General features: G+C 74.2%; 16 protein-coding genes and 1 pseudogene. 2 read left to right on the forward strand and 15 right to left on the reverse strand.

Features of this window, described 5'->3' with window-relative positions:
- Window positions 1–1,048, forward strand: a pseudogene (locus ACFXDE_RS14890) (hypothetical protein); the annotation flags it as partial.
- 447 nt (window positions 1,049–1,495) lie between these two features.
- On the opposite strand, the gene ACFXDE_RS14895 reads toward ACFXDE_RS14890, so the two are convergent.
- On the reverse strand, window positions 1,496–2,302 hold the full coding sequence (locus ACFXDE_RS14895; RefSeq protein WP_380494274.1) for a TrmH family RNA methyltransferase: 807 nt from the start codon (window positions 2,300–2,302) through the stop codon (window positions 1,496–1,498).
- Between the two features lie 100 nt (window positions 2,303–2,402).
- Between ACFXDE_RS14895 and ACFXDE_RS14900 the strand changes: the two genes are divergently transcribed.
- Entirely contained in the window at window positions 2,403–5,144 is a 2,742-nt protein-coding gene (locus ACFXDE_RS14900; RefSeq protein ID WP_380443628.1) for a SpoIIE family protein phosphatase, read from the forward strand.
- A gap of 105 nt (window positions 5,145–5,249) precedes the next feature.
- Here the strand turns inward: ACFXDE_RS14900 and cobA are convergent, their stop codons facing one another.
- From cobA to argB, 14 genes are all read right to left on the reverse strand, one after another.
- Window positions 5,250–6,497, reverse strand: a complete 1,248-nt coding sequence (cobA, locus tag ACFXDE_RS14905) for a uroporphyrinogen-III C-methyltransferase (RefSeq protein ID WP_380494277.1) — start codon at window positions 6,495–6,497, stop codon at window positions 5,250–5,252.
- 102 nt (window positions 6,498–6,599) lie between these two features.
- Window positions 6,600–10,403, reverse strand: coding sequence for a nicotinate-nucleotide--dimethylbenzimidazole phosphoribosyltransferase (gene cobT, locus ACFXDE_RS14910; RefSeq protein WP_380494279.1), 3,804 nt, complete (start codon window positions 10,401–10,403; stop codon window positions 6,600–6,602).
- Window positions 10,404–10,899: 496 nt separating this feature from the next.
- A complete protein-coding gene (gene cbiE, locus ACFXDE_RS14915; protein ID WP_380443624.1) occupies window positions 10,900–12,159 on the reverse strand; it encodes a precorrin-6y C5,15-methyltransferase (decarboxylating) subunit CbiE in 1,260 nt (419 codons plus the stop codon).
- Window positions 12,160–12,353: 194 nt separating this feature from the next.
- Entirely contained in the window at window positions 12,354–13,016 is a 663-nt protein-coding gene (locus ACFXDE_RS14920; RefSeq protein ID WP_380443622.1) for a GNAT family N-acetyltransferase, read from the reverse strand.
- 201 nt (window positions 13,017–13,217) lie between these two features.
- The gene (locus ACFXDE_RS14925) at window positions 13,218–14,042 is read right to left on the reverse strand and encodes a MetQ/NlpA family ABC transporter substrate-binding protein (RefSeq protein ID WP_380443620.1); all 825 of its coding nucleotides are present in this window, start codon (window positions 14,040–14,042) and stop codon (window positions 13,218–13,220) included.
- Between the two features lie 57 nt (window positions 14,043–14,099).
- Window positions 14,100–14,831 (reverse strand): methionine ABC transporter permease, encoded by a 732-nt coding sequence (locus ACFXDE_RS14930; protein ID WP_380443618.1) that lies wholly within the window; start codon window positions 14,829–14,831, stop codon window positions 14,100–14,102.
- Window positions 14,828–15,853 carry a methionine ABC transporter ATP-binding protein gene (locus ACFXDE_RS14935; RefSeq protein ID WP_380494282.1) on the reverse strand — a complete coding sequence of 342 codons (1,026 nt, stop codon included), beginning with the start codon at window positions 15,851–15,853 and terminating at the stop codon, window positions 14,828–14,830. Before ACFXDE_RS14935 ends, ACFXDE_RS14930 begins: the two co-directional genes overlap by 4 nt.
- Before the next feature lie 542 nt (window positions 15,854–16,395).
- Complete coding sequence (locus ACFXDE_RS14940) at window positions 16,396–16,899, reverse strand: GNAT family N-acetyltransferase (protein WP_380443614.1); 504 nt, start codon at window positions 16,897–16,899, stop codon at window positions 16,396–16,398.
- A gap of 341 nt (window positions 16,900–17,240) precedes the next feature.
- On the reverse strand, window positions 17,241–17,498 hold the full coding sequence (locus tag ACFXDE_RS14945; RefSeq protein WP_380443612.1) for a hypothetical protein: 258 nt from the start codon (window positions 17,496–17,498) through the stop codon (window positions 17,241–17,243).
- A 109-nt stretch (window positions 17,499–17,607) separates the two neighbouring features.
- Window positions 17,608–19,032 (reverse strand): argininosuccinate lyase, encoded by a 1,425-nt coding sequence (gene argH, locus ACFXDE_RS14950; protein WP_380494286.1) that lies wholly within the window; start codon window positions 19,030–19,032, stop codon window positions 17,608–17,610.
- Window positions 19,033–19,083: 51 nt separating this feature from the next.
- A complete protein-coding gene (locus tag ACFXDE_RS14955; protein ID WP_380494288.1) occupies window positions 19,084–20,277 on the reverse strand; it encodes an argininosuccinate synthase in 1,194 nt (397 codons plus the stop codon).
- Window positions 20,278–20,434: 157 nt separating this feature from the next.
- Window positions 20,435–20,983 carry an arginine repressor gene (locus tag ACFXDE_RS14960; protein ID WP_329928713.1) on the reverse strand — a complete coding sequence of 183 codons (549 nt, stop codon included), beginning with the start codon at window positions 20,981–20,983 and terminating at the stop codon, window positions 20,435–20,437.
- A 17-nt stretch (window positions 20,984–21,000) separates the two neighbouring features.
- Window positions 21,001–22,212: an acetylornithine transaminase gene (locus tag ACFXDE_RS14965; RefSeq protein WP_380494290.1), complete on the reverse strand. Its 1,212-nt coding sequence runs from the start codon at window positions 22,210–22,212 to the stop codon at window positions 21,001–21,003.
- Window positions 22,209–23,141 (reverse strand): acetylglutamate kinase, encoded by a 933-nt coding sequence (gene argB / locus ACFXDE_RS14970; protein WP_380443604.1) that lies wholly within the window; start codon window positions 23,139–23,141, stop codon window positions 22,209–22,211. The genes ACFXDE_RS14965 and argB overlap by 4 nt, the downstream gene beginning before the upstream one ends.
- Window positions 23,142–23,201 lie beyond the last annotated feature (60 nt).

Here is a 23,201-nt window from a genome sequence, read left to right on the forward strand (position 1 = left end):
TGCCCGGGCCGTGGCGGGCAGCCGGCCCGGGGCCTCCGGGCCCGGCGCGGCGCAGCGGCGCCCGCAAGGGGCGGCCGGCCCGCACCCCAGACCCGAGGCGGCCTCGGGGGGACGCCCGGTACGGGACCGTCAGCAGACGCCCGCGCCCGGCCAGCCCGGCGGCCGTGACCGCGGACGGCCCCGCGACCGTCAGCACACCCCCGCCCCGGGGCGGCCGACCACCCCGCGGCAGCGGCTGCTGCGGCAGCGGCTCGTCGTCTTCGTCACGGTGACGATCGGGGTGGCGCTCGCCATCGCGGCGGCCCAGGGGTGCGAGAACCGCAGCAACCAGGGCATGCGGCCCTCGGGCCTGCCGACGATGGTCGTCCTCCCCACCGGGCTGTCGGTGGACGGCGCGGCAGTGCCGGGCACGGCCTCGGCGACGCCCTCGGCGACGGCGTCGGTGACGGCCTCGGCGACGGCCTCGGCGACGCCCGTGGCGGCGGCGGCACGAGGCGGTACGGGAGCGGGCGCGGCGGCTTCGGGGACGGGTGCGGCCGACCTGGGGCTGGCTCCTGCGCAGGCGCCGGGCCCGGCCGTGGACTGGCCCAACCGGACCTACCCCGACGGCGCGGGCGGCCCCGGGATCGCCCTGCACGAGGGGCGCTCGGCCGCGGGCGGGCCGCAGGTGTCGCTCAGCTCGGTGCTGCCGACCCGGTACAAGGGCTCGCCGGCGACGGTGGTCGTGCTCCGCCGGGCCGAGGGCTCGGTACCGGTCGACCTCGTACAGCTGTACACCTTCTCCGGGGACAACCCGGTCGCCGCCGCCGCCCGCTCCTCGACGGCCGATCCGCAGGCCACGGCCTCCTGGCGGCTCGACGCCGGAGCGGTCGTCCGGGAGGAGCGCGTCGCCCAGACCGGGGCCGTCACCTCCACCCGCTACACCGTCCGCCCGGACGGCTCCCTCGACGAGTCCTGGCCCGGGGCAGGCGCCTCCGGCGGCACCGGCCTCACCGCCGCTCCCCCGGCCGCCGCGGCCCCGGCCCCGCCGACCACCGCAGCGGGCTGACGGCGGGCCGCGGGGGCGGAGCAGCGGGGAGTTCCGGCCATCGTCTCGCGCCCCCCTGATAACCCGGGGACCAGCACCACGCGAGACCGGACGGCAGGACGGCGAGCAGTCGCGGGCATCGGCCTTCCGCACCGCGCAGTTCCCCGCGCCCCTTGAAACGCCGAGGACCAGCACCACACGAGACCGGACAGCGGGACCGCGAGCAGCCGCGGGCATCGGCCTTCCGCACCGCGCAGTTCCCCGCGCCCCTTGATGACCCGGGGACCAACACCACGCGAGACCGGACGACGGGACGGCGAGCAGTCCCGGGCATCGGCCTTCCGCACCGCGCAGTTCCCCGCGCCCCTTGATGAGCCGGGGACCAACACCACACGAGACCGAACGGCAGGACCGCGAGCAGTTCCGGGCCGCGCAGTTCCCCGCGGGCGAGGGTGCGGCGGGCCGCTGCTACGGGGTCGTCACGGCATAGAAGGCGACGGCGGCGGCCGCGCCGACGTTGAGGGAGTCGATGCCGTGGGCCATCGGGATGCGGACGGCGTGGTCGGCGGCCTCGATCGCCCCGGGGGTGAGGCCGTCGCCTTCGGCGCCGAGCATCAGGGCGGTCTTGGGCAGGCTCTGCGGGGCCAGGCTCGACAGGTCGACGGCGCTCTCGGCGGGGGTGAGCGCCAGGAGGGTGAATCCGGCGTCGCGGACCGTCGTCAGGGCGGCGGGCCAGGGGTCGAGGCGCGCGTAGGGGACGGCGAAGACCGCGCCCATGGAGACCTTGACGGCGCGCCGGTAGAGCGGGTCCGCGCAGTCGGGTGAGAGCAGGACGGCGTCCATGCCGAGGGCGGCGGCACTGCGGAAGATCGCGCCGAGGTTGGTGTGGTCGACCAGGCCTTCGAGGACGGCGACCCGGCGGGCGCCCGCCAGCACGGCGGCGGCGTCCGGGAGGGGCTTGCGCTCCATCGAGGCGAGGGCCCCGCGGTGCACGTGGTAGCCGGTGACGGCCTCGGCGAGGGCCGGTTCGACGACGTGGACGGGGGCGTCGGCCTCCGCGATGACGTCGGCCATGACGTCCAGCCACTTGGAGGTCAGCAGCATCGACCGCATCCGGTAGCCGGCGGCGAGGGCGCGGCGGATGACCTTCTCCCCCTCGGCGATGAACAGGCCCTCGGCGGGCTCGCGCCGGCGGCGCAGTTCGACGTCGGTGAGGCCGGTGTAGTCGCCGAGGCGGGGGTCGGCCGGGTCGGTGATGGTGCTGGGTTCGGACACCCTGCGATCTTGCCAAGGCCGGGCGGTGAAGGCCAAACGGCGGAAAGAGTCGGACGGTTTGGCCTTGGCCCCGCGCCGATCGGAGTGCAAATATGACCGTATGGCCCGTTTTCCGGGTCGATCCTGGGCTCCGTCGGCCTCTGGTGCTTCTGGATCCGCCGGCTCCTCCGGTGGACGCCCTCATGGTCGGCAACAGCAGCAGAACGTCCGTCGCGCGTGGCCGGTGAACCTCCGGTCCGTGGCCGGTCAGGTGTTCGTGCTGCAGATCCTCGTGGTGCTGCTGCTCGTGGTGGCCGCCGGGGTGGCGCTCGTCGTGCAGTCCCGCAACGACGCGGACAACGAGGCCCGCAACCGGTCGGTCGCGGTCGCGCAGACCTTCGCCCACTCGCCGGGGATCGTCGAGGCGCTGCGCTCCCCCGATCCGACGGCGATCCTGCAGCCGCGGGCGCAGGCCGCGCGGGTGGCGTCGGGCGTCGACTTCATCGTCGTCCTGAACAACGACGGCATCCGCTACACCCACCCCAACCCGGCCCGGATCGGCCAGAAGTTCATCGGCACCTACGAACCCGCTCTGCAGGGCCACGTGGTGATCGAGCAGATCAGCGGGACGCTCGGCCCGCTGGTCCAGGCGGTCGTGCCGGTGTACGCGCCGGACGGCTCGGTGGTCGGGCTGGTGTCGGCCGGCGTGACGCTCGCGAACGTGAGCACCGCGAGCCAGCGGCAACTGCCGGTGGTGCTGGGCGCCGCCGCGGGCGCGGTCGTGCTGGCGACGCTCGGGACGGCGCTGATCAGCCGGCGGCTGCGGCGCCAGACGCACGGCCTCGGGCCGACCGAGATGACCCGGATGTACGAACACCACGCGGCCGTGCTGCACGCGGTGCGCGAGGGCGTGCTGATCGTCGGCGGGGACGGGCGCCTGCTGCTCTGCAACGACGAGGCGCACCGGCTGCTCGGCCTGCCGGCGGACGCCGAGGGGCGGCTGGTGACCGAGCTGGGGCTGGAGCGCGCCCCCGAGGAGCTGCTGACCGCGAACCTGCCGGTCACCGACCAGGTGGTGATGGCCGGGGAGCGGCTGCTGGCCGTCAACATCCGGCTCACCGACCGGGACGGCGGCCCGCCCGGCTTCGTCGCGACGCTGCGCGACTCCACCGAGCTGCTGGCGCTGTCCGGCCGGGTCGAGGTGGCGCAGCGGCGGCTGCGGCTGCTGTACGACGCCGGGGTGACGGTGGGGAGCACGCTGGACGTGACGCGGACGGCGGAGGAGCTGGCGCACGTCGCGGTGCCGCGGTTCGCGGACTTCGTGACGGTGGACCTGGCCGAGCAGGTGCTGGCGGGCGAGGAGCCGCCGCCGGGTCCGTCGCTGGGGCGGATGCGCCGGGCGGCGGTGGCGGGCGTCCGATCCGACGCGCCGTTCCACCCGGTGGGGACGGTGCTGGACGTGGTGCCGGCGACGCCGCTGGCGGGGGCGCTGCACAGCGGGGAGCCGGGCCTGGAGCCGCGACTGGCCGAGGCGGTGGAGTGGCGGGAGCAGGATCCGGAGCGGTCGGCGCGGGTGCTGGCGTACGGGGTGCACTCGCTGCTGCGGGTGCCGCTGCGGGCGCGCGGGGTGCTGCTGGGGGTGGCGCGGTTCTGGCGGGCGGACCGGGCGGAGCCGTTCGAGACGGACGACCTGGCGCTGGCGGAGGAGCTGGTGGCCCACGCGGCGGTGTGCATCGACAACGCGCGGCGGTTCACCCGCGAGCACGCGATGGCGGTGACCCTCCAGCACAGTCTGCTGCCGCGCAGCCTGCCGGTGCAGAACGCGCTGGACGTCGCGCACCGCTACCTGCCCGCGCAGGAGGGCGTGGGCGGGGACTGGTTCGACGTGATCCCGCTGCCGGGTGCGCGGGTGGCACTGGTGGTCGGGGACGTGGTGGGCCACGGGCTGCACGCGGCGGCGACGATGGGGCGGCTGCGCACGGCGATCCACAACTTCTCGACGCTGGACCTGCCGCCGGACGAACTGCTGGGGCACCTGGACGACCTGGTGAACCGGATCGACCAGGACGAGGCGGCGAGCGGGGAGAGCTCCGAGCTGGCCGGGGCGACCTGCCTGTACGCGATCTACGATCCGGTGTCGCGCCGCTGCACGCTGGCGAGCGCCGGGCATCCGCCGCCGGCCGTGGTCGGCCCGGACGGGCGGGTGGAGTTCCCGGAGCTGCCGACCGGGCCGCCGCTGGGGCTGGCGGTGCTGCCGTTCGAGACGGCCGAGCTGGAGCTGGCCGAGGGCAGCCGGCTGGTGCTGTACACGAACGGGCTCGTGGAGGACCGCGACCGGGACATCGACGAAGGGCTGGAGCGGCTGCGGGCGGCGCTGACCGGGCCGCCGCGCACGCCCGAGCAGACCTGCGCGGACGTGCTGGGCGCCCTGCTGCCGGAGCGTCCGCAGGACGACATCGCGTTGCTGGTGGCGCGGACCCGGGTGCTGGCGGCGGAGCGGGTGGCGGAGTGGGAGGTGCCGTCCGACCCGGCCGCCGTGGGGCCGGTCCGCAGGGCGGTGGCGGACCGGCTGGAGTCGTGGGGGCTGGACGAGGCCGCGTTCGTCACCGAGCTGATCCTGAGCGAGCTGGTGACCAACGCGATCCGGTACGGCTCCGGGCCGATCCGGGTGCGGCTGCTGCGGGACCGCTCGCTGATCTGCGAGGTGTCGGACGGCAGCAGCACGTCACCGCACCTGCGGTACGCGGCGACGACGGACGAGGGCGGGCGCGGGCTGTTCCTGGTCGCGCAGTTCGCGGACCGCTGGGGGACGCGCTACACGGCGACGGGGAAGGTGATCTGGACGGAGCAGCCCCTGGAGTAGCCGCCGGGGGACGCCGTCCGGGCGAGGAGTGGGACGTCGGACGGGCCGACTTCCCACTCCGCCAGGACTCCTACCGTCCGCCGGGACTCCTACCGTGCGCCGGGACTACTTCCGGAAGGCCGCCGCGAGGACGTTGACCACGTCGCCGATGACGATCACGGCCGGCGGCTTGATGCCCTCGGCCTCGACCACGGCGCCGACGGTGGCCAGGGTCGCGTCCACCCGGCGCTGGGCCGCGGTGGTGCCCTCCTGGACGATCGCGACCGGAGTGTCCCCGGCGCGGCCGTGCGCGACGAGCTCCGCCGCGATCGCGGCGATCTTGTCGACCGCCATGAGCAGCACCAGGGTGCCGCTCATCTTCGCCGCGGCCTCCCAGTTGGTCAGCGAGCGCTCGTCGCCCGGGCCGACGTGGCCGGAGATCACGGTGAACTCGTGCGTCATGCCGCGGTGGGTGACCGGCACCCCGGCGGCCGCCGGGACACTGATCGAGCTGGAGATGCCCGGCACGACGGTGACCGGCAGCCCGGCCTCGGCGCAGGCCAGCAGCTCCTCGCCGCCGCGGCCGAAGACGTACGGGTCGCCACCCTTGAGCCGGACCACGAACTTGCCCGCCTTGGCGTGCTCGATCAGCGTCCGGTTGATCGCCTCCTGGGCCATGAAGCGGCCGTAGGGGATCTTGGACGCGTCGATCACCTCGACGTGCTCGGGCAGCTCGGCCAGCAGCTCGCGCGGGGCGAGGCGGTCCGCGACGACGACGTCCGCGTCCGCGAGCAGGCGGCGGCCGCGCACGGTGATCAGGTCCGGGTCGCCCGGGCCGCCGCCGACCAGGGCGACGCCGGCGCCGTGCGCGCGGTACTGGCGGGCGGCCAGCGAGCCGTCCCGCAGGCCGTCCACGATGGCGTCGCGCAGGCCGGCGGAGTGGCGCGGGTCGCCGGTGAGGACGGCGACGGTGGCGCCCGCGTCCCGGCCGCTGGCCGGGGTCCAGGCGGTCGCGGCGGCGGCGTCGTCGCTGCGGGCGCAGAACACCCGCTCGCGGTCGGCCTCGGCGCTGACCCGCGCGTTCACCGCCGGGTCGTCGGTGGCCACCAGGGCGTACCAGGCGTCGGCCAGGTCCCCGTCCTGGTAGGGGCGGGCGTGCCAGGTGAGCTCGCCCGCGTCGGCCATCGCCTGGACGGCCGGGGTGGTGCTCGGCGATATCAGGTGCAGCTCCGCGCCGGTCGCGATCAGCGCGGGCAGCCGGCGCTGCGCGACCTGCCCGCCGCCGACCACGACCACGCGGCGGCCGGCGAGCAGCAGCCCGACCGGGTAGGGGGTACGGCCTTCGGTGCTGGGGTGCGGGGTGGGCGCGCTCATCGGCGGTGCTCCTGATCGGGAATGCGGGGTTGGGGTGCGGACAGACGCCGCTCCGCGGACCGGCGCGCCCTCGGGCCGGTCCGCGGAGCGGTGACGGGAACGTCAGGCCTTCTCGGTGACCCCGGCGGAGTCGAAGGTGGCTACATCGTGCATCGCGCGGGCCGCACTCTGCACCAGCGGCAGGGCCAGCAGGGCACCGGTGCCCTCGCCGAGCCGCAGGTCCAGGTCGATCAGCGGACGCAGACCGAGCCGCTCCAGCGCGGCCTGGTGACCGGGCTCGGCGGAGCGGTGACCGGCGATGCAGGCCGCCAGCACCTCGGGGGCGATCGCCTTGGCCACCAGGGCGGCCGAACCGGCGATCACGCCGTCCAGCACGACCGGGGTGCGCAGCGAGGCGGCGCCCAGCAGGAAGCCGGCGATCGCGGCGTGCTCCAGGCCGCCGATGGCGGCGAGGACGCCGATCGGGTCGGCCGGGTCGGGCCGGTGCAGGGCCAGCGCGGCACGGATGACCTCGACCTTGCGGGCGTGCGTCTCGTCGTCGATGCCGGTGCCGCGGCCGGTGACCTCGGCCGGGTCGAGGCCGGTGAAGACCGAGATCAGGGCGGCCGAGGCGGTGGTGTTGGCGATCCCCATGTCGCCGGTGACCAAGGCCTTGTTGCCGGCCGCGACGAGGTCGCGGGCGGTCTCGATGCCGACCTCGATCGCCTGGACGGCCTCCTCGCGGCTCATCGCCGGACCCTGGGTCATGTCGTCGGTGCCGGGCTTGACCTTGCGCGGCAGCAGACCGGTGGCCCGGCCCTGCTGGACGGCGTCGGGCAGCTCGGCGGCGACGCCGACGTCGACCACGCAGACCTCGGTGCCGATCTGCTTGGCGAAGGCGTTGACGACCGCTCCCCCGGCGAGGAAGTTGCCGACCATCTGGGCCGTCACCTCCTGCGGCCAGGGGCTGACGCCCTGGGCGTGCACGCCGTGGTCACCGGCGAAGATCGCGACGCAGGCGGGCTCCGGGACCGGCGGCGGGCACTTGCGGGACAGGCCGCACAGCTGGGCGGAGATGATCTCCAGCATGCCGAGCGAGCCGGCCGGCTTGGTCATCCGCTTCTGGCGGTCCCAGGCCTCGCCGAGCGCCTTGGCGTCCAGCGGGCGGATGCCGCGCAGGGTCTCGGCGAGCAGGCTCTGCGGCTCCTCGCCGGGCAGCGCGCGGTTGCCGTACTGCTCCTCGTGGACGACCCAGGACAGCGGGCGCTTCTTGGCCCAGCCCTGCTGCTCCAGCTCGGGCTCGTCCGGGAAGGAGTCGACGAAGCCGACGCACAGGTAGGCGACGACCTCCAGGTGCTCGGGCAGGCCGAGCTCGCGGACCAGCTCCTCGTCGTCGAAGAAGCTGACCCAGCCGACGCCCAGGCCCTCGGCGCGGGCGGCCAGCCAGAGGTTCTCGACGGCCAGGGCGGCCGAGTACGGGGCCATCTGGGGCTGGGTGTGGCGGCCCAGGGTGTGCCGGCCGCCGCGGGTGCGGTCGGCGGTGACCACGATGTTGACCGGGGTTTCGAGGATCGCCTCGATCTTGATCTCGCGGAACTGCTTGGCGCGGCCCTTGGGCAGCGAGTCGGCGTACGCCTCGCGCTGGCGCTCGGCCAGGGCGTGCATGCGCCGGCGGGTCTTCGCGGAGCGGATCACCACGAAGTCCCACGGCTGGGAGTAGCCGACGCTGGGCGCGGTGTGGGCGGCCTCCAGGACGCGGATCAGCACCTCGTGCGGGATCGCGTCCGGGCGGAAGCCGTTGCGGATGTCGCGGCGCTCGCGGATCACCTGGTGGACGGTGTCGCGGCCGGCGTCGTCGTAGCCGGGGGCGGCGGGGCCGCGGGGCTCGGCGGGCTCCTGCTCGGCGTCCTGGGGCTCGACCTGGGCGTCGTCCTGGACGTCGGCGGGCTGCTCGGCGGTGTCCTGGGCGGGCTCGGCGGCGGGCTCGGCCTCGACGGCGGCGGGCTCGGCGGGGACGGGCTCGGCCACGGGCTCGACGGCGGGCTGGGGCTCGGCCTCCGGGGTCTCGGCGACCGGGGCGTCCTGGACGGGCTCGGCCGCGGGCTCGACGGCCTCGGGGACCTCGGCCACCTCGGCGACGGACTGGGGCTGCTCGGCGTCGGGCACGACGGCCTCGACCGCCTCCACGACCTCGACCACCACGGCCTCGACGGCTTCGACGGCCACGGCCTCAACGGCCGGGGCCTCGACCGGAGCGGCCTCCTCCGGCTGCTCGGCCTCGACCGCGGGGACGGCCTGACCGGACGGCATCTCGCCGGTACCGGCGGCGGTCTCGGCGGCGGCCTGCGGCTCGGCGTGAGCGACCTCGACGACCTCGGCGGTCTCGGGGGTGACGGCCTCGACCGCCGCCACAACCTCGACGGCCACGGCTTCGGCTGCTTCGACGACCACGGCCTCAACGGCCGGGGCCTCGACCGGCGCGGCCTCCTGCGGCTGCTCGGCCTCGACCGGCACCGCCTCGACGGCGACGGCCTCGACCGTCTCGGCGGGCTGCACCGGCTCGGGCTCGACGACGCCCTCCGGCGTGCCCTCGGCGGGCGCTATGGGAGCGGGCTGCGGCGCGACGGCCTCCTCGGCCACCGGCGCCTGCTCGGTCGCCTCGACCTGCGGCAGGCCGTGCGGGGTCGGCGCGGCGAGGAAGGCGGAGATGCGGCGGGGCGGCTGCGCGGCCTGCGACTGCTCGTCGGCGGCGGGCGCCTCGACGGCCTCCGTCAGAACCGGCTCGACGACGGGCTCGACGGCGACCGGCTCGACAGCGACCGGCTCGACGACGACGGCCTGCGGCGCAGCCTCGGCCACCGGCTCGGCGGCGGGCTCGGTCACGAACTCGGCGACGGCCTGCGGCACGGCCTCGACCACGGCCTCGGCCACGGCCACGGCGACGGCGGCCTCGACCACCTCGACGACCTCGATCGCCCCGGCCGTCGGCACGGCCACGCCGCCCGTGACCGGCTCCCCGAGCGGCACCTGCACGCCACCCGGGATCTCCTGGGCGGCCTGCTGCGGGAGGTGGACGTCCGCCACCGCGAGCGGGACCTCGGCGACCGGCACGGCGTCGACGGCCGGCGGCATCGGCGCGACCGGGACGGGCTGCGCCAGGGGCGCCGCCATCGGCGCCTGGGCCTCGGCCGGGCGGCCGACGACCGGGATGCCGTGCGCGGGGGTGGCGCCCAGGGACGGGCCGCGGTCGGCGAGCGAGCGGACCGGCACCTGGCCGGTCATCATCGACGGGTCCGGGATCGGCGGACCGGCGTGCAGCGGGCGGCGCGGCGGCTGAGCCTGCGTCACCGGCTCCTGGAACACCGGGGCCGCCGGGGCGACGGGGGCGGCCTGCACGGCCTGCTGGTACTGCTCGGCGCCCGCCACCGGCGGGTCGACCGGCGGCCAGGACGGCTCGACCGGCGTGCCGTCCTGGAGCGGCGCGACCATCATCTGATCGGCCGGCAGCTGCTCGGCGGGGACGGCCACGGCCGGCTCGCCCCACGAGCCCTGCGGGCCGGGCATCAGCAGGACGTCGTCCTCGTCGTCGAGCCCGTCCGCCTGGTCGGGCTGGTCGAGGAAGTGGAAGGCCGGGCGCGGGGCGCCCTGGTCGACCGCCCAGCCCTCGCCGGGCACGCCGTACGCGGGCACGCCCTGCGGGTGGCCCTGCGCCGGGATGACGCCGACGGCGGGCGGCACCGCGCCGTGGAGGCCGGGTCCGGGCACCGAGGGGTTCGGGATCGCTCCGCCGTCCGTCACAACACCCGGCACGGGTGCGACGCCCTGCACGGGTGCAGCGACGACCCCCTCCGGGCCGCCGAGCGGGTCGGGCCCGGTGTGCAGGTGCTCCGGCAGTCCCTCGCCCGGGACATGGCCGCCATCGGTCATCGTCAAAGCTCCTTCCAGGCCGCTGCCGCGCCCTCGGCGACACGATCACCGACCGCAGCGCCCATCCGCACGGGCCGGGCCTGCACCGACCCGCCCCTCAACCACGTACGGCCGCCGCGCCGAGGCGCTGCGGCCAAAGTCATTCCGGTGAGCTGCCGCGCCCCGGCCCACGCACCTCCCCCTGTGGGGCGGCCCGCCATCTGAAACAACGACAACCCGGGGCGACCGGCACCACCGCACCGGACCCTACGGCATTCTCCAGGTCCGGCACGCGGCCCGTCGAATTGCCCACACTCCGAGCGCGGCCGGATAGCACCACGTCAAAAGGGTGACAAACCGACCGGATCGGGCAGGTCACCGACCACCGCCGCCGACCAGGACGCCACACTACCGGCCCGGCGCCGTCACCTCTCGAATCAGTGTCCGGATGCGACCTGGATCACCGCCGGCCCCCCTGCGGCATCCTCACCCGGAACACCGGCCGGGCCCCGGGCCTTCACACGATCTGCTCACCCCAGAGCAACAGCGCGCCCGCTCCGTCCGCCCCCAGTGCCACCCCTCCGCCGTCGGCGGCGAGCAGCGGGGCCGACTGCAGCAGGGCGCCGTCCGCCCGGTAGCCGGCCTCGGTGATCGCCCGGCGGAACTCCTCGGCCTCGGCGAAGGTGCGGGCCACGGTGACGAACCGTTCGGGTCTGCGGGCCAGCACCGCGCGGACGACCTGGAGGCCGCCCGCCTCGACCACGGCGACGTCCGGCTCCGGCAGTCCGCCGAGCACCTCGGGGCCCTGCCCGTGCACCGTCTCCACCTCGACGCCGTAGCGGCGCGCGTTGACGGTGATCCGGGCGCAGGCCGAGCGGGAGGCCTCGACGGCGACGACGGCCGCGCCGAAGCGGGCCGCCTCCACCGCGAGGGCGCCGCTGCCCGCGCCGACCGACCAGACCAGGTCCCCCGGACGAGCACCCAGACGGGCCAGCACCAGGGCGCGCGCGTGCGCGGGAAGCGCCTCCGATGCGCCGGGGTCGTCCGCCGCGCGCCCGGCGCCCGCGTAGGCGTCGCCGGGGAGCGCCCACCCGCGGTCCGCGCCGGGGAAGCCGAGCGGGCGCCCGGCGAGCCAGCCGGCCGCCTCGTCCACCGGCACGGCCGGGGCGCCGCTGTTGCCGCCGATCACCAGGACGACGTTGGGATCGCGCCACGCGTGGTCGGCGATCCGGTCGGAGGTGAGGACGGTGACGTCCTCGTCCGGCGTGCCGAGGCCCTCGCAGACGACGAACGTCCGGTGCACCCCGCGCAGCATGAGGGCGAGTTCGCCCGGCCCGGCGCCGGGGGCGGTGAGCACCGCGACCTTGGGATGGGCCCGGCAGATGTTGGCCGCGCGGCGCAGCCGACCGCCGTGGGCGCTGACCACCTGGGCGTCCTCCCACGGCATGCCGGCCCGGGCGAAGGCGGTGGCGACGGAGGAGACGGCGGGCAGGACCTCGAGTTCGAGGCCGTACTCGGGGCGGCGCAGGGTGCGGACGACGCCGAAGAAGCCCGGGTCGCCCTCGGCGACCACGACCGCGGCGCCGCGGTGCTCGGCGATCCGGCGGGCGGCCTGGCGGATGTTGCCGAGCACGATCCGCTCGGCGGCGGGCGGCACCGGAAGTGCGCCCAGTTGGTAGGGGGCGCCGGCGACCAGGGTCGCCGCGGCGAGGGCCGCACCGGCGGCCTCGGTCAGCGGCGTGCCGTCCCACCCGATGACCGTGATCCGGTCAGCCATCTGCGGCCGTTCTCCCTCGACTCGGTGCGCGCCCCGGTGCGCACCTCGGTGCGCCGACAAACCGCGCCGCAGTACGGCGCCGGACAGAGGCTACCGGGTGTGTTCCCGCCCCGCGCCGGGGGCACCTCCCGGCCGTCGGGCCGGGGGAGTGCCGCACACGTGTGCGCGAAGCCCGGGGGCGGCCCGGTGGGGAGTCAGTCGCGCAGGACGTAGCGGTGGTCGCCGTGCCGGCCGGAGTGCTCGGGCTCGGGGGCCTCCATGTCCTCGGGCAGGAGGCTCCACAGGATGACGTCACTGCGGCTCTCTCCCCCAGCCTGGCGGCCGGGAGGTGCCCCCACCACCTCGCCGGACTCCCCCCGGACTATCCAGGCGCTGCGCAGCACGCCCTCGCTGATCCCGCCGATCTTCTGGGCGACCTGCTGGGCGGCGGTGTTCCCGGCGGCGGTGCGCATCTCCAGGCGCAGGAAGCCGCGGTCCTCGAAGAGCCACTGGGCGACGCCGAGGACGGCCTCCGGCGCGTAGCCCTCGCCGCGCGCCCAGGCGGCGGTGACGTAGGCGATCTCGGTGCTGCGCAGCCGCCAGTCGGTGGCGCGCAGCTCGACCAGGCCGACCAGGCGCTGGGTGAGGTGCTCGGTGACGGCGAAGACGATGCCGCGCCCGGCGGCCCGGTGGGAGGGGGCGAGGGTGCGGGCGAGGTCGGCCGCGTACTGCTCGGTGAAGGGGTGCGGCAGGTCCGTCCAGGCGAGGACGAGGTCGTCGGCCATCATCGTGGCGAGACCGGGCGCGTCGTCCTCCGAAAGCGGCCGCAGCAACAGCCGTTCGGTGCTGATGGCGGTCTCGGGGAAGCTCGCTGCCATGCCGTCTCTCCTCGCCGGGTCGTGAACACAACACCGTACGCCTCCGGCGCGCCCCGGGTACCACGTGGTGCGCCGCCCGCACGACGGTACGTCAGAACGCCCCCGGGCCGGGCGCCCCTGGTGCATACTGCCCGACCGGGCCCCCGCCGGAGTGCGGCGGGGGCCCGGTCGGGCGGCACGGCGTGCGGAGTTGTCCGACGATCAGAAGGCCGGGACGACCGAGCCCTTGAAGGTGTCGTCGATGTACTTCTTCACCTCGGGCGAGTGCAGCAGCTCGGCGAGCTTCTTGACCCGCGGGTCGTTCTCCTTGCCCTTCTTGACGGCGAGGATGTTGGCGTACGGGTTGCCCTCGGCCTTCTCCAGCACGAGCGCGTCGGTGGCCGGCTTCAGGCCGGAGTCCAGCGCGTAGTTGCCGTTGATGACGGCGGCGTCGAGGTCGGCGACGGAGCGGGGCAGCTGGGCGGCCTCCAGCTCCTTCCACTTGAGGTGCTTCGGGTTGCCGGTGACGTCGGCCGGGGTGGCGGCGGTGGTGACGCCGTCCTTCAGCGTGATGAGCTGGTTGTCGGCGAGCAGCTTGAGGGCGCGGCCCTCGTTGGTGGCGTCGTTCGGCAGACCGACGGTGGCGCCGTCCGGCAGGTCGGCGATCGACTTGACCTTCTTGGAGTAGACGCCCAGCGGCTCCAGGTGCACCGGCTCGACCGAGACGATGTCGGTGCCGTGCTTCTTGTTGAAGTCCTCCAGGTACGGGACGTGCTGGAAGTAGTTGGCGTCGGCCGAGCCGTCCTGCACCGCGGTGTTGGGGGTCACGTAGTCGGTGACCTCCTTGATGTCGAGCTTCAGGCCCGCCTTGTCCGCGAGGTTGTCCTTGACGAACTTGAGGATCTGGCCGTGCGGGGTGGGGCTGGCGACGACGGTCAGCGGCGCGTTCGGGTCCGAGGACGACGAACCGGAGCTGCCGCAGGCGGCGAGCGAGAGGGCGATGCCCGCGGTGGCGAGGACGCTGGTGAACTTCAGGGCGTTGCGCACGAAAAGTGCCTTTCTGCGTGATGCGGGGAGCCGCGGCCGGAGTCGGGCGCGGGAGGTCTAGGGGGCGACGAGGTCCTCGTCGCGGGCCGCCGGGGTGCCGCGCAGCAGGCGGGTCCGGCCGCCGCCGGAGCGGCCGCGGTTGGCGAGGCGGCGGACGGCGAAGTCGCCGATCAGCTGGACGGCGGTGACGATGATCACCAGCTCGGCGACGATCACCCACATGAAGGCCGTCTCGAAGCGCTGGTAGCCGTAGTTGACGGCCAGGGTGCCGAGGCCGCCGCCGCCGACCGTGCCGGCCATCGCCGAGTAGCCGATCAGCGTGATGATCGTGGTGGTCACCGAGGCGGCCAGGCCCGGCAGCGCCTCCGGCAGCAGGGTCTTGCGCACGATCGTCCAGGTACCGGCGCCCATGGACTGGACGGCCTCGACCAGGCCGCGGTCGACCTCGCGGACCGAGGTCTCGACCAGGCGGGCGAAGAACGGGATGGCGCCGATCGTGAGCGGCACGGTCGCCGCCTGCCAGCCGATGGAGGTACCCACCAGCCAGCGGGTGAACGAGATCAGGGCGATCATCAGGATGATGAACGGCACCGAGCGGGCGATGTTCACGACGAAGGCGACGGCCTTGTTGACGGCCCGGTTGGCCAGCAGGCCGCCCTTGTCGGTCAGCACCAGCAGGACGCCCAGCGGCAGGCCGAGCAGCACCGTGAACAGCGCGGACAGGCCCACCATCTGGAAGGTCTCCTGCGTGGCCGGCCACATCAGGGCCTGCATCTGGTCCCAGGTCATGCCACCGCTCCGTCCGCCGCGCCCAGTACGTCCACCTGCAGGCCCTGCTCGCGCAGGTAGCCGATCGGCACCACGTTGTCCTGGTGGCCGCCGGACAGCTCGACCCGCATGCGGCCGACCATCCGGCCGGCGATGGTCTCCACCGCGGCGCCCAGGATGTTGATGTCGATCTGGTAGGTGCGGGCGAGCTGGGAGACGAACGGCTGGGCCGGGGCGTCGCCCTGGAAGGTGATCTCCAGCACGGTCGAACCGGGGTGGCCGGTGCCGAACTCGCTGAGCGGGAACAGCTCGCGGGCCAGCTCCGAACCGGGCTTGGCGAGCAGGTCGGTCAGCTCGCCCGCCTCGACCACCCGGCCGCCGCGCATCAGGGCGGCGGAGTCGCAGACGGACTTGATGACGTCCATCTCGTGGGTGATCAGCAGGACGGTCAGGCCGAGCTGCTGGTTGAGGTCGCGCAGCAGCTTGAGGATCGAGCGGGTGGTCTCCGGGTCGAGCGCCGAGGTGGCCTCGTCGGAGAGCAGCACCTTCGGGTCGCCGGCCAGGGCACGGGCGATGCCGACGCGCTGCTTCTGGCCGCCGGAGAGCTGGTTGGGGTAGCTGCGGGCCTTGTCGCCGAGGCCGACCAGGTCGAGCAGCTCGGCGGCCTTGCGGCGGCGCCCGGTGCGGTCGAGGCCGATGATCTCCAGCGGGAGCTCGACGTTCTGCTGGACCGTCCGCGAGGCGAGCAGGTTGAAGTGCTGGAAGACCATGCCGATCCGGCGCCGCGCCTCGCGCAGCTCCTTGCCGGCCCGGTTCTCGCCGCCGGACAGCGCGGTCAGCTCGACCCCGTCCACGGTGACGGTGCCGGAGGTCGGGCGCTCCAGCATGTTCACGCAGCGGATGAGGGTGGACTTGCCGGCGCCGCTGGTGCCGACGACTCCGTAGACCTCGCCCGGACGGACGTGCAGGTCGACACCGGCGAGGGCGGTCACCTCGCGGCCTCGGGAGCGGTAGACCTTCGTGAGGTCCGTGGTGGTGATCACAGCAGCTTCCGTGGGTCGGGGGCGGGCGGCGCGTCGACCGCCCGACCGGGTTGCGGTCGGCGGCGTCTACGGCGCTTCGCCAGGGGGATCCGGACCTGCCACCCCTTGATCGTGGCCGCTGGGCGGCCGGGCCGCGCGACGGCGTGGCCCTTACGAGTCATCGGCAGCCGCGGGTGGGCGGGCATGCGGACGCAGGGGGGTGCGGCAGGCTGGGCGCGCTCACACGAACGGGAGCGGCGCCGGGGTCTCGCTTCGGGGCGCGAGGAGTGGGGACGGTGGCCCTCAGCAGTGACACATTCGACGGCACATGGCACGCTCACCTGCCGGCATGGTGCCGGTGGGGGTCCAATTCGTCGTCGCAGTCATGTGAGCCAGTAAATCAGATGGGCTGTTCGAGGCCCAATTATCTGGATGCGCTGTCCGCAATGCGGACACGAATCGCTTTGACCTGCAAAAACGCGAATCGGCGCCGCCTCGGGACAGGCCGCATCGTGGCTGTCCTGGTCGTGGCGGCGCCGAATCCGCGGGGCGGCGCGAAGGGTTCAGGCGGTCGCGGCGAACGGCGTCGCGACGGGCTTCTCCAGGTGCACGAAGCTCAGGCTGCCGCTGACCTGCTCGACGCCCGTCTGCAGGTAGCCCTGGCGGGCGTACAGGCGAAGGTTCCCGAGGCTGCGGTGGCCGGTGAACAGGCGGTAGGCGGTGACGTGGCCACCGTCCTCCGCCAGGCGGCGCTCCAGCGCCTCCAGGAGGCGGCCTCCGAGGCCGTGCCGCTGCATCCGGGGGTGGACGACCAGACGCCCTATCCGGCCGATGCCGTCGTCGTCGACCCGGCCGCGGACGGTGCCGACGACCTCGTCGCCGAGGCGGGCGACCAGGAAGTGCTGCTCGGACAGTTCGGCGCGCAGGCTCTCCAGAGTCTGCGTGAGGGGCTCGATCGCCCAGTCGCCGTACAGCTCGGCCTCGGCCTGGTAGCCGAGGTACTGGAGCTTGAGGATCTGCTCCGCGTCCTCGGCGTCCGCCGCCGAGATGATCACGCTCATGCCCATGTGCTGGGGCCTCCCCATCGTCGTGCCCGGCGCGCAGAGGGTGACGCGCTCACGCTCAGTATCCGAGTGATCGCGACACCGTCAAGAGCTGGGTTCGCCAGCGCTCTACCCGGGTGTCAGCTCCTCTCAACCTTTTGGCGGCCGGACGTGGCGAGGGTCACGCGAGTGGAGGGAGGGGCGGCCGGGGGCCGGACGGCGGGGTTCGCGAAGCCCGCGCGGGGGCCGGAAGGGGGCCGGGAGGAGGTCGGGAGGAGGGGACGACAACCGGACGTGGCGAGGGTCACGCGAGTGGAGGCAGAGGCGGCCGGGAGCCGGACGGGGTGGGGCCGGCCCGGGGGGCGTCATGGGTAGCGCTCGGTGTGGAGGAGGGCGCGGAGGCAGGCGAGGCAGCGGGAGCGGGTGGGGCCGATGGAGCCGCGGGGCATGCCGAGGCGTGCGGAGAGTTCGCGGTACGTCGGCGGCGGGTCCTCGGCGAGGGCGGCGACCAGCTGGGGGCAGCGACCGGGCAGGGCGGCCACCGCGTCGCGGACGACGCGGCGGCGGCGCTCGGCGAGGAACTGGTCCTCGGCGGAGGGGACGGTCGGAAGGGTGGGACACACACCGTGCTTGACCTGTAAGGGCGGCGGCCGGTTACGCCCAGCCGGTCGCGCGTAACGGACGGGGGCGCGGCGGTCCGTCCGCCGCGCCCCTCCCCCACTGCACCAGGAGTCAGCCCTGGACCCACTCCTGCTGGACCGCCAGGTCCGCCTTCACCTCGCCGAGCTGTACGGCCACCGCGGACGGCGCCGTGCCGCCGCGCCCGTTGCGGGACGCGATCGCGCCGTGGACGCTGAGGACCGACCGGACCTCGGGCGTCAGGTGCGCCGAGATCGAGGCGAACTGCTCGTCCGTCAGGTCCGACAGCTCGATGCCCTGCGCCTCGCACACCTTGACGCAGGCGCCGGCCACCTCGTGCGCGACCCGGAACGGCACGCCCTGCTTGACCAGCCACTCGGCGATGTCGGTGGCGAGCGAGAAGCCGGCCGGGGCCAGCTCCTCCAGCCGCTCCCGGTGCACGGTGAGGGTGGCCATCATCCCGGTGAACGCGGGCAGCAGCACCTCCAGCGTGTCGCAGGAGTCGAAGACCGGCTCCTTGTCCTCCTGGAGGTCCCGGTTGTAGGCGAGCGGCAGCGCCTTGAGGGTGGCCAGCAGGCCGGTCAGGTTGCCGATCAGGCGGCCGGACTTGCCGCGGGCGAGCTCGGCGATGTCCGGGTTCTTCTTCTGCGGCATGATCGAGGAACCGGTGGAGAAGGCGTCGTGCAGCGTGATGAAGCCGAACTCCTTGGTGTTCCAGATGATCACCTCCTCCGCGATGCGGGAGAGGTTGATGCCGATCATCGCGGTCACGAACGCGAACTCGGCGACGAAGTCGCGCGAGGCCGTGCCGTCGATGGAGTTGCCGACCGAGCCGCCCTCGAAACCGAGGTCGGCGGCGACGGCCTGCGGGTCGAGGCCGAGCGAGGAGCCGGCCAGCGCCCCGGAGCCGTACGGCGAGACGGCGGTGCGGGCGTCCCACTGGCGCAGCCGCTCGGCGTCCCGGCCGAGGGCCTGCACGTGCGCGAGGACGTGGTGGGCGAAGAGGACGGGCTGGGCGTGCTGGAGGTGGGTGCGGCCCGGCATCGCGGTGTCGGGGTGCGCCTCGGCCAGCCCGACCAGGGCGTGCTGGAGGTCCAGGAGCAGTCCGCCGATGGTCTTCGCGTGGTCCCGCAGGTACATCCGGAACAGCGTGGCGATCTGGTCGTTGCGGGAGCGCCCGGCCCGCAGCTTGCCGCCGAGCTCGGCGCCGAGCCGCTCCAGCAGGCCGCGCTCCAGGGCGGTGTGGACGTCCTCGTCGGCGACGGTGCCGGTGAAGGTGCCGGCCCGGACGTCGGCGAGCAGCTTGTCGAGACCGGCCAGCATGCCGGCGAGTTCCTCGGCGCTGAGCAGGCCGGCCTTGTGCAGGACCCGGGCGTGGGCCTTGGAACCGGCGATGTCGTAGGGCGCGAGGCGCCAGTCGAAGTGGACCGAGGCGGAGAGCTTGGCCAGGGCCTCGGACGGGCCGTCGGCGAAGCGCGCGCCCCAGAGGCGGACGTCGGCGTTCTGGTCGGCGGTCATCGCGTGGGCTCCTTACGGGGTACGGGTGTTGGGGGACTCTAGCGGGGCGGGTCAGGCGAGGTCGCGGCGGGCGGCGAGCTTCGAGGACATCCCGAAGATCTCGATGAAGCCCTTGGACATCGACTGGTCGAAGGTGTCGCCGGTGTCGTACGTGGCGAGGTTGAAGTCGTACAGCGACTGGTCGGACTTACGGCCGTTGACGACGGCCCGGCCGCCGTGCAGCACCATCCGGATGTCGCCGCAGACGTACCGGTTGGCCTCGTCGACGAAGCCGTCCAGCGCGCGCTTGAGCGGGGAGAACCAGAGGCCGTCGTAGACGAGTTCGGCCCAGCGCTGCTCCACCTGCCGCTTGTAGCGGGCGAGTTCGCGCTCGACGGTGACGTTCTCCAGGGCCTGGTGGGCGGTGATCAGGGCGATCGCGCCGGGGGCCTCGTAGATCTCCCGGGACTTGATGCCGACCAGCCGGTCCTCGACCAGGTCCAGCCGACCGACGCCCTGGGCGCCCGCCCGCCGGTTGAGCTCCTCGACGGCCTCCAGGACGGTGACCTTGCGGCCGTCGATCGCGACCGGGACGCCGGCCTCGAAGGTGATGACGACCTCGTCGGCCTCGCACGGGGCGGCCGGGTCCTGCGTGTACTCGTAGACGTCCTCGATCGGGGCGTTCCAGATGTCCTCCAGGAAGCCGGTCTCGACGGCCCGCCCGAAGACGTTCTGGTCGATCGAGTACGGCGACTTCTTGGTGGTGGCGATCGGCAGGCCCTTGGCCTCGGCGAAGGCGATGGCCTTGTCCCGGGTCATCGCGTAGTCGCGGACCGGGGCGATGCACCTGAGGCCGGGGGCCAGGGAGTTGATGCCGACCTCGAACCGGACCTGGTCGTTGCCCTTGCCGGTGCAGCCGTGGGCGACGGTGGTGGCGCCGTGCTTCTTCGCGGCGGCGGCCAGGTGCTTGACGATGACCGGCCGGGAGAGCGCGGAGACCAGCGGGTACTGGCCCTGGTAGAGCGCGTTGGCCTTGATGGCGGGCAGGCAGTACTCGTCGGCGAACTCGTCCCGGGCGTCCGCGACCTCGGCCTCGACGGCGCCGCAGTCCAGCGCGCGCTGACGGATGACGTCGAGGTCCTCGCCGCCCTGGCCGACGTCGACGGCGACGGCGATGACCTCCGCGCCCGTCTCCTCGGCGATCCAGCCGATGCAGACGGACGTGTCCAGTCCGCCCGAGTAGGCGAGTATGACGCGCTCGGTCACGGCTTTCTCCTCTCAACTCCACGTTCGGGGCCGTACAGGTTTGCGGCGATGGGCATAAGTATGCACTACGCCGTATGAAACACAAAACCCCGGCCGGTGGAGTGCTCCACCGGCCGGGGCTGAGGGGTCCTGCGCGGGTCGTGCGGGGTCGGACGCGTTACTGCGCCTTCGCCTGGGCGAGTTGCATGAGGTGGTCGGCGAGCGCCTGCCCGCCGGACGGGTCCCGGCTGATCAGCAGGACGGTGTCGTCGCCCGCGATCGTGCCGATGATCTCGAACACCTCGGCCTGGTCGATCGCCGAGGCGAGGAACTGCGCGGCGCCCGGCGGGGTGCGCAGCACGACCAGGTTGCCGGAGGCGGTGGCGGAGACCATGAGCTCGCCGGCCAGCCGGGCCATCCGGCCCTCGCTGGCCGACTCCCCCATCGGGGCGCGCGGCGTGCGGTCGCCGCCCTCGGCCGGGACGGCGTAGATGAGCGCGCCGTCCCGGTTGCGGATCTTGACCGCGCCCAGCTCGTCCAGGTCCCGGGAGAGGGTGGCCTGGGTCACCACGAGTCCGTCGTCGGCGAGCAGCTTGGCGAGCTGGCTCTGCGAGCGCACGGGCTGGCGGGTGAGCAGGTCCACGATCCGGCGGTGGCGCGCGGTGCGGGTCTGCGGCACCTGCGGCGTCGGGCCGGCGGCGGACGGGCCGGGGTTGGAAGCGGTCATGTGATTATTCTCCCGGACTACCGTCGGCTCGCATCGGCCGGGGCGCCCTCGCGCACCGATCGGAGGATGCCGGGCAGCGCCGCGAGGAAGGCGTCCGCCTCCTGCTCGGTCAGCACGAGCGGCGGAACGAGCCGGACGGCGTCCGGGACGGCGGCGTTGACCAGGAACCCGGCCTCCTGCGCGACGGCCTGGACCTGCGCGGACACCGGCTCGGTGAGCACGATGCCGAGCAGCAGGCCGGCGCCGCGCACGTGCGAGACCAGCGGGTCGCCGAGCGCCTCGACGCCTTGGCGCAGCCGGTCGCCGATCTTGCGGACGTGCTCCAGGAGGCCCTCGGACTCGATCGTGTCGAGCACCGCGAGCCCGGCCGCCGCGGCCACCGGGTTGCCGCCGAACGTGGTGCCGTGCTGGCCCGGGGTGAGCAGCTCGGTGGCCGGCCCGAAGGTGAGCAACGCGCCCATCGGCAGGCCGCCGCCGAGCGCCTTGGCGAGGGTGACGACGTCCGGCTCGACACCCTCGACGGCCTGGTGGGCGAACCAGTGCCCGGTGCGGCCGACGCCGGTCTGGATCTCGTCCAGGACGAGCAGCGTGCCGGTGGCCCGGGTGATCTCGCGCGCGGCGAGCAGGTAGCCCTCGGGCAGCGGGATCGCGCCGTTCTCGCCCTGGATGGGCTCCAGGAAGACGGCGGCGGTCTCGGTGGTGACGGCCGCGCGCAGCGCCTCGACGTCGCCGAACGGGACGTGGGTGACGTCGCCGGGCAGCGGGCGGAACGGGTCCTGCTTGGCGGGCTGGCCGGTGAGCGCGAGCGCGCCCATCGTCCGGCCGTGGAAGCCGCCCTCCAGGGCGACCAGGTGGGTGCGGCCGGTGCGGCGGCTGATCTTGAACGCGGCCTCGTTGGCCTCGGCGCCGGAGTTGCAGAAGAACACCCGGCCGCCCTCGCGGCCGTCCAGCTCCAGCAGCCGCTCGGCGAGGGCGATGGTCGGCTCGGCCATGAAGAGGTTGGAGACGTGGCCGAGGGTGGCGATCTGCCGGCTCACGGCCTCGACGACGGCCGGGTGGGCGGTGCCGAGGGCGTTGACGGCGATGCCGCCGAGCAGGTCGGTGTACTGCTTGCCGTCCGCGTCCCACAGCGTGGCGCCCTCGCCGCGGACCAGCGGGATGCGCGGGGTGCCGTAGTTGTCGGTGAAGGCGTGCTGCCAGCGCTCGGCGAGCTGCTCGTTGTGCGTCATGCCAGTCCCCCGGTCACGGTCGGTTCGTCGTCCGGCACGACCATCGTGCCGATGCCCTCGTCGGTGAAGATCTCCAGCAGGAGGCTGTGCGGCACCCGGCCGTCCAGCACCCTGGCGGTGCCCACGCCGGAGCGGACGGCGCGCAGGCAGCCCTCCATCTTGGGGAGCATGCCGCTGGCCAGGCCGGGCAGCAGCGCCTCCAGCTCGCTTGCGCCGAGCTGGCTGATCACGTCGTCGGAGTCGGGCCAGTCCTTGTACAGGCCCTCGACGTCGGTGAGGACGACCAGCATCTCGGCGCCGAGCGCGACCGCGAGGGCGGAGGCGGCGGTGTCGGCGTTGATGTTGTAGACGTGGCCGTCGGTGCCGCGCGCGATCGAGGAGATGACCGGGATGCGGCCGTCGGCGATGAGCGCCTTCACCGCGCCGGCCTCGATGTTGACGATGTCGCCGACCAGGCCGATGTCGACCTGCTCGCCGTCCACCACCGCGTAGCGCTTGACGGCCGTCATGGTGTGCGCGTCCTCGCCGGTCATGCCGACGGCGAACGGGCCGTGCTCGTTGAGCAGGCCGACCAGTTCGCGCTGCACCTGCCCGGCGAGCACCATCCGGACGACGTCCATGGTCTCGGGGGTGGTGACGCGCAGGCCGTTGGTGAAGCTGGACTCCAGGCCGAGCTTGTCCAGCTGGGCGCTGATCTGCGGGCCGCCGCCGTGCACGACGACGGGGTGCAGGCCGGCGTAGCGGAGGAAGACGACGTCCTGGGCGAAGGCCGCCTTGAGGCTGTCGTCGACCATCGCGTTGCCGCCGAACTTGATCACGACGGTCTTGCCGTGGAAGCGCTCCAGCCACGGCAGCGCCTCGATCAGCGTTATGGCCTTCGGCAACGCGGTGTTGTTGCGGGCCTGTTCGCCCTTGGGTGCGATCTGCACGGGTTTCCCTCGTCGATGGGGGTCCCCCCGGCCAGAGGCTGGGGAGGATGGCGCGGAACG

The sequence above is a fragment of the Kitasatospora sp. NPDC059408 genome (assembly GCF_042751525.1).
GTDB lineage: Bacteria > Actinomycetota > Actinomycetes > Streptomycetales > Streptomycetaceae > Kitasatospora.

Bases quoted from the DNA above. Each gene is read 5' to 3' on its own strand.
- ACFXDE_RS14900 (WP_380443628.1), top strand. From the start codon at position 2,403: ATGGCCCGTTTTCCGGGTCGATCCTGGGCTCCGTCGGCCTCTGGTGCT.
- cbiE (WP_380443624.1), bottom strand. From the start codon at position 12,159: ATGGCTGACCGGATCACGGTCATCGGGTGGGACGGCACGCCGCTGACC.
- cobT (WP_380494279.1), bottom strand. From the start codon at position 10,403: ATGACCGATGGCGGCCATGTCCCGGGCGAGGGACTGCCGGAGCACCTG.
- argH (WP_380494286.1), bottom strand. From the start codon at position 19,032: ATGACCGCCGACCAGAACGCCGACGTCCGCCTCTGGGGCGCGCGCTTC.
- ACFXDE_RS14960 (WP_329928713.1), bottom strand. From the start codon at position 20,983: ATGACCGCTTCCAACCCCGGCCCGTCCGCCGCCGGCCCGACGCCGCAG.
- cobA (WP_380494277.1), bottom strand. From the start codon at position 6,497: ATGAGCGCGCCCACCCCGCACCCCAGCACCGAAGGCCGTACCCCCTAC.
- ACFXDE_RS14930 (WP_380443618.1), bottom strand. From the start codon at position 14,831: ATGACCTGGGACCAGATGCAGGCCCTGATGTGGCCGGCCACGCAGGAG.
- ACFXDE_RS14940 (WP_380443614.1), bottom strand. From the start codon at position 16,899: ATGGGCATGAGCGTGATCATCTCGGCGGCGGACGCCGAGGACGCGGAG.
- ACFXDE_RS14920 (WP_380443622.1), bottom strand. From the start codon at position 13,016: ATGGCAGCGAGCTTCCCCGAGACCGCCATCAGCACCGAACGGCTGTTG.
- ACFXDE_RS14965 (WP_380494290.1), bottom strand. From the start codon at position 22,212: ATGACGCACAACGAGCAGCTCGCCGAGCGCTGGCAGCACGCCTTCACC.